The sequence below is a fragment of the Roseateles sp. P5_E11 genome (assembly GCF_054049355.1).
Genome location: NZ_JBFUMO010000150.1, coordinates 1 through 11,499, shown reverse-complemented (window position 1 = coordinate 11,499; position 11,499 = coordinate 1). Strand labels below are relative to the sequence as shown.

Annotated in this window: 8 protein-coding genes; 6 read left to right on the top strand and 2 right to left on the bottom strand. The window is 69.1% G+C overall.

The window, feature by feature from the left end; translation table 11 throughout:
* Positions 1-1,191: serine/threonine-protein kinase (locus tag ACXJKR_RS13360; RefSeq protein ID WP_457323247.1), on the bottom strand; the 1,191-nt coding region annotated here is incomplete at its 3' end.
* Between the two features lie 115 nt (positions 1,192-1,306).
* Here ACXJKR_RS13360 and ACXJKR_RS13355 point away from each other — a divergent pair.
* The 6 genes from ACXJKR_RS13355 to ACXJKR_RS13330 all read left to right on the top strand — a co-directional run bounded on the left by ACXJKR_RS13355 (position 1,307) and on the right by ACXJKR_RS13330 (position 8,901).
* Entirely contained in the window at positions 1,307-1,867 is a 561-nt protein-coding gene (locus tag ACXJKR_RS13355) for an ECF-type sigma factor (protein WP_457323246.1), read from the top strand.
* Between the two features lie 92 nt (positions 1,868-1,959).
* Positions 1,960-2,769, top strand: a complete 810-nt coding sequence (locus ACXJKR_RS13350) for a hypothetical protein (RefSeq protein WP_457323245.1) — start codon at positions 1,960-1,962, stop codon at positions 2,767-2,769.
* Positions 2,766-4,787, top strand: coding sequence for an amidohydrolase family protein (locus ACXJKR_RS13345; protein ID WP_457323244.1), 2,022 nt, complete (start codon positions 2,766-2,768; stop codon positions 4,785-4,787). The genes ACXJKR_RS13350 and ACXJKR_RS13345 overlap by 4 nt, the downstream gene beginning before the upstream one ends.
* 91 nt (positions 4,788-4,878) lie before the next feature.
* Positions 4,879-5,514 carry a PEP-CTERM sorting domain-containing protein gene (locus ACXJKR_RS13340; protein ID WP_457323243.1) on the top strand — a complete coding sequence of 212 codons (636 nt, stop codon included), beginning with the start codon at positions 4,879-4,881 and terminating at the stop codon, positions 5,512-5,514.
* A gap of 93 nt (positions 5,515-5,607) precedes the next feature.
* Entirely contained in the window at positions 5,608-7,569 is a 1,962-nt protein-coding gene (gene acs, locus ACXJKR_RS13335) for an acetate--CoA ligase (protein WP_457323242.1), read from the top strand.
* A gap of 381 nt (positions 7,570-7,950) precedes the next feature.
* A complete protein-coding gene (locus tag ACXJKR_RS13330; protein ID WP_457323241.1) occupies positions 7,951-8,901 on the top strand; it encodes a PEP-CTERM sorting domain-containing protein in 951 nt (316 codons plus the stop codon).
* A gap of 17 nt (positions 8,902-8,918) precedes the next feature.
* Here ACXJKR_RS13330 and ACXJKR_RS13325 read toward each other — a convergent pair.
* The coding region (locus ACXJKR_RS13325) for a protein kinase domain-containing protein (protein WP_457323240.1) at positions 8,919-11,499 on the bottom strand (2,581 nt) is incomplete at its 5' end.

Below are 11,499 nucleotides of genomic sequence, written 5' to 3'. Positions count from 1 at the left end.
GCGCAGCGCAATGCCGCCGCCCAGCGCCAGCGCGGCGATGACGACCGCCGACGTGCCGAAGGCAAGCCGGTGGCGGCGCAGCGTGCGGCCGAGGCGGTGCCAAGTGCTGTCGGGCTGGACCAGCACCGCCTCGCCGCGCAGGTGGCGCTCCACGTCCTGGGCGAAGGCGTCGACGCTGGCATAGCGCTCGGCCGGGTCGCGCCGCAGCGCCTTGGCCAGGATGGCGTCGATGTCACCGCGCAGCGCGCGGGCCGTCGCGGTGTCAGTGCAGCGGATGCTGGCGCGCTCGGGCTCATCGACAAGTACCGCTGCTTCCCAGGCAGCGCGGCTGTCGCGAGCAAGGCGATACGGCGTGTGGCCGGTCAACAGTTCGAAGGCCAGCACGCCCAGGCTGTAGACGTCGGTGGACACGGTGACCGGCGCGTCGCGCAACTGCTCCGGCGAGGCGTAGTGGGGCGTCAGATGGCGCTCCGACGCCAGCGTGAGGCCGGCGCCAACGGCAGCCTCGGACAGCAACTTGGCGATGCCGAAGTCCAGCAAATGGGCCTGGCCGTCGGGCGTCACCAGCACGTTGGAAGGCTTGATGTCGCGGTGCACGACCAACCGCCCGTGGGCATAGCCGACGGCGCGCATGACCTGCAACAGCAGCGTCAGGCGCGCGTTCACGCTCAAGGCCTGCTCGCGACACCAGGCGTCGATGGGTTGGCCGGCCACCAGTTCCAGCGCGAGATACGGCCAGCCGCGCATGTCGATGCCGGCGTCGTAGAGGCGGGCGATGTTGGGGTGCTCCAGCATCGCGCCGATGTCCCGCTCCTGGGCCATCAGTCGTGCCAGCCCCTCGCCCCAGGTCAGCCGTGGCAGCTTGAGCGCCACCTCGCGCCGGTAGCTGCCGTCCGCCCGCTCGGCCCGCCACACACTGCCCATGCCGCCGCGGCCGATCTCTTCCAGCAGCCGGTAGGGGCCGATGCGGTCGCCGGCGTGTACGGCGGCGGGGTCCTCGCCCTCCCAGGCGCCCAGGCGCGGCAGTGTCAGCTCGCCGGGCGGGTTCGCCAGCATGTCGCGCAGCGCCGCCGCGAGGTGTGCGGCGTCCGGCGGCAGTGCTGCCAGCCAGGCTTCATGGCTTTCGGGCGCCAGCGCCTGGGCCTGGTCGAGCAGTCGGCTCAGCCGGCTCATGTCCGCCGGGGTCAGCATCGTTGGGCTCTTTTCATTGGGTTCGCACACTAGGTCAGACGCAAGCGCATCGCCAGGGCGGACATCCCCAGTAAGGATGATGTCCGTGGCGGCAGTGCGCTGGCACCATGCGCCCGTGCCAGACGATGCCATCGAAACCCTGATCGAACAGGTCAATGCCGGTAGCGCCGGCGCCCAGGACCGGCTCTTCGCTGCCGCTTACGACGAACTGCGCAAGTTGGCCCGCTCCCGCCTGCGCGACGGCGGGCGCAACACCGTGCTCGACACCACGGTGCTGGTGCATGAGAGCTATCTGCGCTTTCTGGGCAGCGGACGGCTGCGGCCGGACAGCCGGCGCGCCTTCTTCGCCTATGCCTCACAGGTGATGCGCTCCGTCATCATCGACGCGGTGCGCGAGCGCCAGGCCCAGCGCCGTGGCAGTGGTCTGGCTCACCTGACGCTGGACACCCACATCGCCGACAGCACGCCGGCCGGCGAAGACGAGGTGCTGAAGGTGCACGAGGCCCTGGAGGCCCTGGCCGCGGCCGAGCCGCGCCTGGCCAAGGTGGTGGAGATGCGCTATTTCGGCGGCTACAACGACCTCGAGATCGCCGAGGCGCTGCAGCTCACCGACCGCACGGTGCGCCGTGACTGGGACAAGGCGCGGCTGCTGCTGGGAGTGCTGCTGGGCCAGTGAGCGCGCCGGGGGGACGGCGGTCTTGTCCGGATTCGCTGCAAGGCTGCGTCTGAAAGCAGGTGAGCAAGCCGCTCACGCTCTTGGAACGCGCCATGTCCCGCCATCCCCTTCGAGTTGCTCGAACCGTGCTTGCCGCCTGCGCGCTGCAAGGCGCCGCGTCGGCCTGCATGGCCCAGACCCAAATCACGCCAACCGTGCGGGCGAGCTGGCAGAGCCAGGACCCTGGCGGCGTATTGACGGGCGGGTTGGAAAGCCCGCCGGTGTTGAGTTTCGAGAATGGGCAATGGGTCTTCCAGGGTGGCGGTGCCCTCCTGCTGAACTGGAACCCCTCCCAGCCCAACGCCGGGCTTGGCACGCTTGACCTCCATTTCGACTTCCAGCCTTGGCATATGCCGCTGGACGCGCATTGGGAGCTGGTCATCTCCCCCCATCCGGACCAGATGAGCGTGCGCGCCGTCAGCCGCTTCATTGCGCCGCCCGATGCGCAGCTGGCCACGGCCCGCGGCTCCAACCGATGGGACGTGACGGCCTCTGGCACCGAACACTACAGCGCCGAGGTGAGCCCGGTGGCGCTGGGGAGCCTGGACAGTTCGGTTGGCCTGACGCCGCCCGTCTGGGCCACGGCACCACAGGCTGCGGGGCACTGGGATCTTTCGGTGACGCAGACGCTGATCGGCAGCTACCACCTCGTGGCGTCTTCGGACCCCGACTGTCTGAGCCTGGCCTGCATGCCCGGGCAACGGGCTGCGGCCAGCCTGCAATCTTTGGAGTTTTACCTGCCGCAGAGCGTCGAGCTGCGGGCCATTGTGTCTAGCGTGCCCGAACCCCAGGTGCCGGTGCTGTTGGCGGCAGGCCTGGGCCTGCTGGCGTTGCGGCGCGGCAGGTCGGGAGCGCGGTCATGAGTGCGCCGCGTGTGATCGGGCTGCTGCTTTGGCTCGCGCTCGGCAGTGCGCGGGGCGCCGAGTACACGGTGCTGTCGCAGGAGCATGTGGCCGGCCATCTGCGTGTCGAAACCCAGTCCGATGGCCGCATCGAGACCGACTACAGCTACCGCGACAACGGCCGCGGCCCGGACATCAAGGAGAGCTTTCGCCTCGCCACCAACGGCGCGCCGCGCGACTACCGCGGCCGGGGGCGCAGCACCATGGGTGCCGAGATTGCCGAGGACTTCGATGTCGTCGACGCCCATGCGCGCTGGCGTTCGCGGGCCGACAGCGGCGACGTGCCGGCGGGTGATGACTTCGTCTTCATCCCGCTGGAGGCCTCGCCGGGCTACTACGGCGCCCTGGTGCGCATGCTGCTGGCCCAGCCCGACGGCCGTGCCGCCACGCTGGGCGGGCTGAAGATCCGCGCCGAGATCCTGGCCCGCCTGACGCCCGATGCCGCGACGGGGCCTCTGGCCCTGGTGGCCGTCACCGGCGCGGATGCCCAGCCCTGGTACTACTGGGTGCGCGACGACGCCAGCCACGCGCTGTTCGCGATCACCTGGCCAGGCTTCGCGGTGGCAGAGAGGGGCGCCGAGGCGCTGGTGCCCGCTTTGCTGGCCCGCCAGCAGCAGGCCGCCAACGAGCGCCTCGGCGCGCTGCGCCAGCGCCTGGCCAAACCGTTCGAAGGCGTCACGCTGATCCGCAATGTGCGCTGGTTCGACGCCCCGGCGGCGCGCATGCGGGGCCCCAGCGATGTGTGGATCTCACAGGGCCGCATCGACGCCGTGACCGAGCCCGGCGCGCTGCGCGTGCTGCCCGAGCGCGCCATCGACGGCCGCGGCCAGACGCTGCTGCCGGGCCTGTGGGACATGCACGCCCATCTGTGGAGCGAGGACGGCCTGGCGCATCTGGCCGGCGGTGTGACCAGCATCCGCGACCCCGGCAACGACAACCAGGAGTTGCTGCGCCTGCGCGACCGCATCGAGCGCGGCGAGGTCATCGGCCCGAACGTCTACGCCGCCGGCTTCATCGAGGGCAAGAGCCCTTTCTCGGCGCGCAATGGCATCGTCGCCGAGACGCTGGACGAGGCACTGGATGCGGTGAGCTGGTATGCCTGCCATGGCTTTGTCGGCATCAAGCTCTACAACTCGATCAAGCCCGAATGGGTCAAGCCGTTGACGACCAAGGCCCGCAGCCTGGGCCTGCACGTCAACGGCCATGTGCCGGCCTTCATGCTCGCCGAGCAGGCGGTGCGCGCCGGCTACGAGGAACTGACCCACATCAACCAGGTCATGCTGAACTTCGTCAGCCGCCCGGGGGACGACAGCCGCACCTTGCTGCGCTTTCAGCGCGTGGGCAGCGACGCCCAGGCCGTCGACCTCGCCAGCCCGAAGGTGCGGCGTTTCATCGCGCTGCTGCGTGAGCGCCAGGTCGTCGTCGACCCGACGCTGATGACCTTCGAGGCCATGTTCACCCAGGCCCAGGGCGAGCTCGACCCGGTGCTGGGCGACGTGGCTGGGCATCTGCCCGTGCTGTGGCAGCGCCAGCTGCGCGTGGCGCCGATGGACCTGGCGGGCGACAAGCTCGACACCTACCGCCGTTCCTACGCCAAGCTGCTGGCGTTGACGCGCGACATGCACCGCGCCGGCGTGCCGCTGGTGGCGGGCACCGACGGCACGGCCGGCCTGGGTCTGCACCGCGAGCTGGCGCTGTACGTGAAGGCGGGCATTCCGGCGCCCGAGGTGCTGCGCATCGCGACCTGGAACGGTGCGCGGGTGGCGGGCGCCAGCGCCGAGCGTGGCCGCATCGCGCGTGGCTATGCAGCCGACCTGCTGCTCGTCGAGGGCGACCCGTCCCAGGACATCGAGGCGCTGCGCCGTGCCAGCCTCGTCATTCAGGGCCGCGTGGCCTATGCGCCGGCCGAGCTTTATGAAGCCATGGGCTTCAAGCCTTTCGTGGCCGCACCGGGCATGTTGGTGCGGCCGCGGCCTTGAACTAGGGGGGCGTGTCCGGATCTGCCGGCGCGGCCCGTCCTGAAGAAGGCGGGGCACTCGCGCCGCCACCTCAACCTGCTGGGAGCTCCTGATGATCCAAACCCAAATGCGCCGTGTTCCGGCCGCCCTGCTGGCTGCGCTGGCGCTGCTGAGCGGCCCCGCCCGGGCCGAATTCTTCAATGCAGACACCGGGCTGACCACGCCAGACCTCACCGTCGACTTCGAATCGGTTGCGCTGAGGGCGAGCGAGGTCGTGTCCGATCAGTTCGTCAACCTCGGCCTGAAGTTCGATTCCGCTTTCGCCAACGCCGACATGAATCCGGCGTTTGTGCATTTCAGCGGCAACCGTGTGAGCAACTTCCGGTCGAATGTGGGTGCCTCGACCGACTTCGCGATCCATTTCGTCAAGCCCGTTTCAGCCGCAGCCTTCGCGATGGTGACGGCGGACAACGGCGTCTCGACTTTTGACGCCTACTTCCATGGTGGCTGGGTCGAATCTGCCGCCGCACCCTCATCGCTGACGGGCTCGACCAATATCTATGGTTTTCGCGACATCGTCTTTGACGAGCTGAGGATTCACACCAACACCACGGATCACGCGCTGCTGATCGACAACCTGCAATTCATCAACGCCCCGGCACCCGAGCCGGCGAGCGCGGGCCTGCTGATGGCCGGCCTGGGCCTGCTGATGGGGCTGAAACGCCGGCCCCGCGCTGAGCCGCGCTAAGCTTGCGCCGCGGGGCGCAGAGCCGAGAGTAAGGGCATCGTCAGTGACTCCTCGCACAGTGCGCGCCAAGCAGCCAGAACGAGGAGACACACGATGAGTACGCTCAACACCTACGCCCCCAGCCCGGAATGGGTCGCCAACGCCCATGTGAAGGGCGAAGCGGGCTATGCCGCTCTTGTGGCCGAAGCCGAGGCCGATTACGCCGGCTTCTGGGCCCGCCAGGCCCGCGAGCTGCTGAGCTGGCAGACGCCGTTCACCAAGACGCTCAACGACAGCGACGCGCCGTTCTTCAAGTGGTTCGAGGACGGCAAGCTCAATGTCTCCTACAACTGTCTGGACCGCCATGTCGAGGCCGGCAAGGGGGAGAAGACGGCATTGATATTCGAGGCCGATGACGGCACGGTCACTCGCGTCACCTACGCCGAGCTGCTGGCCAAGGTCAGCCAGCTCGCCAACGCGCTCAAGGGGCGCGGCATCCAGAAGGGCGACCGTGTCGTCATCTACATGCCGATGTCCGTCGAGGGCGTGGTGGCCATGCAGGCCTGTGCGCGCATCGGCGCGACGCACTCGGTCGTGTTTGGCGGCTTCTCGGCCCAGTCCCTGCGCGACCGCGTGCAGGACGCCGGCGCCGTGGCCATCATCTGCGCCGACGAGCAGGCCCGCGGCGGCAAGGCGCTGCCGCTCAAGGCCATCGTCGACGAGGCGCTGGACGGCGGCGCCTGCCCGACGCTGAAGGACGTCATCGTCTACAAGCGCACCGGCGGCAAGATCGCCTGGGTCGACGGCCGCGATGTGTGGCTGCACGACCTGATGTCGGCCGAGTCGACGAGCTGCGCGCCGGAGTGGGTCGAGGCCGAGCATCCGCTCTTCCTGCTGTACACGTCGGGCTCCACCGGCAAGCCCAAGGGCGTGCAGCACAGCACGGGCGGCTATCTGCTGCATGCGGCACTCACCACCAAGTGGACCTTCGACCTGAAGGACGACGACATCTTCTGGTGCACGGCCGACATCGGCTGGGTCACGGGCCACACCTACATCACCTACGGCCCGCTGGCCCTGGGTGGCACCGAGATCGTCTTCGAGGGCGTGCCCACCTACCCGGACGCCGGCCGCTTCTGGCAGATGATCGAGAAGCACAAGGTCACGATCTTCTACACGGCGCCCACGGCCATCCGCTCGCTGATCAAGGCCGCCGAGAGCAACCCCGCCGTGCATCCCGCGCGTTCCGACCTGAGCAGCCTGCGCCTGCTGGGCTCGGTGGGTGAGCCCATCAACCCGGCGGCTTGGGAGTGGTACTACGAGCATGTGGGCGGCAAGCGCTGCCCCATCGTCGACACCTTCTGGCAGACCGAGACCGGCGGCCACATGATCACGCCGCTGCCCGGCGTGACGACGCTGGTGCCGGGCTCCTGCACGCTGCCCTTCCCGGGCATCACGGCGGCCATCGTCGACGAGACCGGCAACGACGTGCCCAATGGCCAGGGTGGCATCCTGGTCGTCAAGAAGCCCTGGCCGAGCATGATCCGCACGATCTGGGGTGACCCGGAGCGCTTCAAGAAGAGCTACTACCCGGCCGAGCTCAAGGGCTACTACCTGGCCGGTGACGGCGCCATCCGCGACGCCGAAACGGGCTACTTCACCATCACCGGCCGCATCGACGACGTGCTGAACGTGTCCGGCCACCGCATGGGCACGATGGAGATCGAGTCGGCGCTTGTCAGCTGCACCGAACTGGTGGCCGAGGCGGCGGTGGTGGGCCGCCCGGACGACACGACCGGCGAGGCCATCTGCGCCTTCGTCGTGCTGAAGCGCCCRCGCCCGAGCGGCGACGAGGCCAAGGCGATTGCCAAGCAACTGCGCGACCACGTGGCCAAGGAGATCGGCCCCATCGCCAAGCCCAAGGACATCCGCTTCGGCGACAACCTGCCCAAGACGCGCTCGGGCAAGATCATGCGGCGCTTGTTGAGGTCGGTGGCCAAGGGGGAGACGGTGACGCAGGACACGTCGACATTGGAAAACCCAGCCATCCTGGAGCAACTGGGCCAGGCTTACTAGACTGGACCGGTTGCTCTAGGCCGCGCGAAGCGCGGTCGGCGCAGCCGATGGGCTGGGTTTGGGGCTTGCTCATATCGCTTGCGATGTGAGCGAGCACCAAAATCCCGCAATCCTGGAACAGCTCGGGCAGGCTTATTGATCGCCGGGTTCGGGGTTCACTCATATCGCTTGCGATGTGAGCGAGCACCAAAATCCCGCCATCCTTGAGCACTTGGGTCAGGCTGACCGAGGTGTGCCGAGGGCATGACCTGCGTCTTGCCCGACGCCTCACTAAGGACTCGCCTCAGGCCCCAAGTTCTAGGGGGTGGTGATCCCTTCTGCGGGCTTAGTGCGGTTGAACGTGTGCAGACGCCCATCAACCCCGACCCGGAGCTTCAAGCCATGTCTTCACCCCGCTATTTCCTGTGCTTGGCACTGGCCGGCCTGGCCAGCAGTGTGCAAGCCGCCCCGAGGCACCAAGACGTCACCGGCCCCGGTGGCTTCATGAGTTCCTGCGCTGCGCCGTCGAGTCCCGGCGCGCCGAGAACGGCAGGTACCGACTTCACMGGCGGCTTCGCGTCCGGCCACTGCACGGTGGCCTACTTCACCGGCAACAGCAGCGCCACCACGAGCGACAGCTACAGCAGCGGCAACATCAGCAACTCGACCTGGGGTTCGGTGGGCATCGGCCACATCCACATGCGTTCAGACAACAACTCGCCCAACAACGCCTTCTTTGCCGTGGCGGGGTCCAACGGCGGCTTCGAGGACAAGCTGACCCTGCAATGGGCCGGGCATACGGGGCAGACGGTCTACATGCTGGTCGACATGTCCATCGACGGCACCCTGGCCGCCGCGGGCTTTGCCGGGCGCAGCCAGATCCAGGTGACCGGTTACATGAACACCTTTGAGTTGTCCTCGTCCAACCCGGGCTACAGCCGGGGCAACTCCGATCTCTTCGCCACCGACCGCCAGCGCGTGGCCTGGGGTGTGGCCAGTTCGCCCGCCACCTCGCGCGTGGTCGACGGGCACTGGACCTTCAGCGTGCCGGTGGTGGTGGGCACGGCCTTCGACCTGGGCATCTACGCCCGCGCCGAGTCGGGTCAGCGCAGCTTCAGCGCGGTGTCGGGCAACTCGAACAGCCAGCTTGATTTCTCCAGCAGCGTGCTGGTGCAGGGCGTGACCGGCCTGCTGGTGGGCGGCAGTTTGGTCACCGATGGCTACACGCTCAGCGCGGCCAGCGGGCTGGACTGGACAACGGCGCTGCCCGTGCCCGAGCCGGGGAGCGCCCTGCTTCTCGCGGCTGGACTCGGGTTGCTCTGCTTGCGCCRTCTGCGCAGGGACTGCCGATAGCGCCGCAAACCGTGCGGTCAGGCCCCGGGCACTGCGGACCCCTGCTTGACGCCCTTGGCTTCGGTCTCCTGCAACTGTGACAGGACCTGGCGTTCTCGCAGGGTGACTGGAGCGGGCAGCAGAGCGCTGCCCTCGCGAGCCAGGCGTGCGGCCTCCTGCGGGCGGGTCGACAGGCTCAGGCGGGCCAGGCCGGCCAGGGCGCGGGCCTTCTGCAACTGCCTGGAACGCGGCGGTGTCGCGGAGTCTGCACGGGCGGTTTCAAGCACCCTGCGGAACTGTTCCGATGCTGCGGCATCGCCTTGCCGTGCCAGGACTTCGGCCAGCACCAACCGGGCCTGCCTCGCCAGCAGGGTGTCGCTGCCCGCAGCCTCGTAGATCGCTGCGGCGCGCTCGGCCGCCTGGCGCGCCAGCGCGGGCTGCCCGGCTTGCCGCTCGGCCTCGGCCAGGAGCATCCGGTTGGCGGCGTAGCTCGAACCCGTGGCGTCGGCCGGCCAGCGTGCGGCCAATTGGCGTGCGGCGACCAGGGCGGCAGCCGCGTTGCCATCGGCCAGGTCGAGTGCCACCTGGGCCGACAGGACGCGATCGCTCAGGGTTCGGCCGGGCTCACCCGTCGGGTGGTGCTGCGCCAGCGCCAGCGCCTCGCGCAGCTCCGCCCTGGCCGCTTCGGGCTGGCCCAGCTCATGGCGCGCCCGCGCGGCATTGACGAGCACGACCACGCGGTCCGGGTTGCGGCCGCTGTCGGTGCGCTGCATGAGGGAGAGCGCCCGGTCGTAGGCTGCCAGCGCTTGTTCCATCTCGCCCCGGCGGGTTTGCAGGTCGCCCAGGTAGAGCTGCAGCAGCGCCTCGGCCTGCTCCGGGTGCTCGGCACTGGGCGTGAGCGCAAGCGCCTTCGTCAGGGCGGCCTGCGCCGCATCGAACTGGTCGCGCATCGAGTGCACGTTGGCCTGCCACTGCAGGGCGAAGGCGTGGGTGGCGTCGTGGGGCCGGTGTTGACGGCAGGCGAGTTCGGCGCGCTCAAACAGGCTCAATGCAAGTTCGTACTGGTCGGTGCGATAGGCGTTCACGCCGCGCATCCACAGCGCAAAGGGGTAGCTCTCGGTGTGTTGCTGGCCGATCCTCTCCATCAGGGCAATGGCGTCGTCGTAGAGCTGGTTGGATTCAGCGCGCCGCCCCAGCTTGGGCAGGTTGGTGGCGCGCTCGACCAGGGCGTAGACGTACTTCTCACTGGTCGCGCCGAAATGCTGCTTGGCCAGTTCGAGCGCTTTGAGCTGCAGGGGCTCGGCCTGCGCATGCAGGCCGTTGATGCGCTGCAGTTCCCCGAGCGCGGTCAGCAGTTCCAGGCGTGCCTCCGGGTCGATCTTGAGGTCGTCCTTGAGCAGTTCGGCGCCACCGCTTTCGATCAGCTGCAGCACGGTGGTCGCGGCACCGTTGGCCTGGGTTCGCTGGCCGATCTGCGCCGTGTTGAAGGACTTGAGGAGGAAGTCCTTGATGGCCGTGGCCTTGGCGGCCTCGGTTTGCGCCAGCACGGCCTGACGCCGGGCCCTGTCGGCCTGCCAGAGTGTGGCGCCGACGCCGGCCGCCAGCGCCGACGCCAGCAGCACGCTGCCGGCCACGGCGAGTCGGTTGCGGCGCACGAAGCGTGCGGCCCGGTAGCGCCAATCCCCGGCCCGGGCGCTGACCGGTTCGTGGCGCAGGTAGCGTTGCACATCCTCGGCCAGGGCCTGCACCGAGGGGTAGCGCGCGCCGGGTTGCTTGCGCAGGGCGCGCGCCGTGATGAAGGCCAGATCGCTGCGCAGGGCCCGGGCCAGCTGGGCTGCTGAAGTGCCCCGCGCCGCAGCGGCCTGCACGCTGGGCTGAGCCCGGGAAAGCGACAGGGGTTCGGCCTCGACGATGTCGCGTACCCACTGCGCCGGCGTGCTGTCGGTGCCGGCATAGGGGCGCTGGCCGCTGAGCAACTGGAACAGCAGCACACCCAGGGCATAGACGTCGGTGGCCGTGCTGATGGCGCCGCCGGTGAGTTGCTCGGGTGCGGCGTAGGCGGGTGTCAGGCCCGCGGCGGCGGCCCGGGTGAGGTCGCTGTCGGAACTCGTGTCGTCGGCCAGCAGCTTGGCGACGCCGAAGTCGAGCAGCTTGACCTGGCCGTCCTCGCTCACCAGCAGGTTGGCGGGCTTGAGGTCGCGGTGCACCACCAGGTGGGCATGCGCGTACGCCACGGCCTCGCAGACCTGCAGGAAGAGCGCGAGCCGCTGTGCCAGACCGACGCGACGGACGTCACACCAGTCATCAATCTGAGCGCCGGCCACGTATTCCAGCACCAGATAGCGTGCGCCGTCCGGCTGCACACCGGCATCCAACAGGCGCGCGATGTGTGGATGCCCAAGCCTCGCGAGCAGCTCGCCCTCCCGGGCGAAGCGGGCGCGTTGCGCGGGCGTGGTGGCGCGGGCATGCAACAGCTTGATCGCTGCATGGGCGTCGTAGAGCCCGTCACTGCGTTCGGCCAGCCAGACCTCGCCCATGCCGCCGCTGCCAATCGGCCCCAGCAGCTTCCAGGGACCGAGGCGCTGCCCGGCATGGGCCTGCACCGCCGGCGGCTTGACC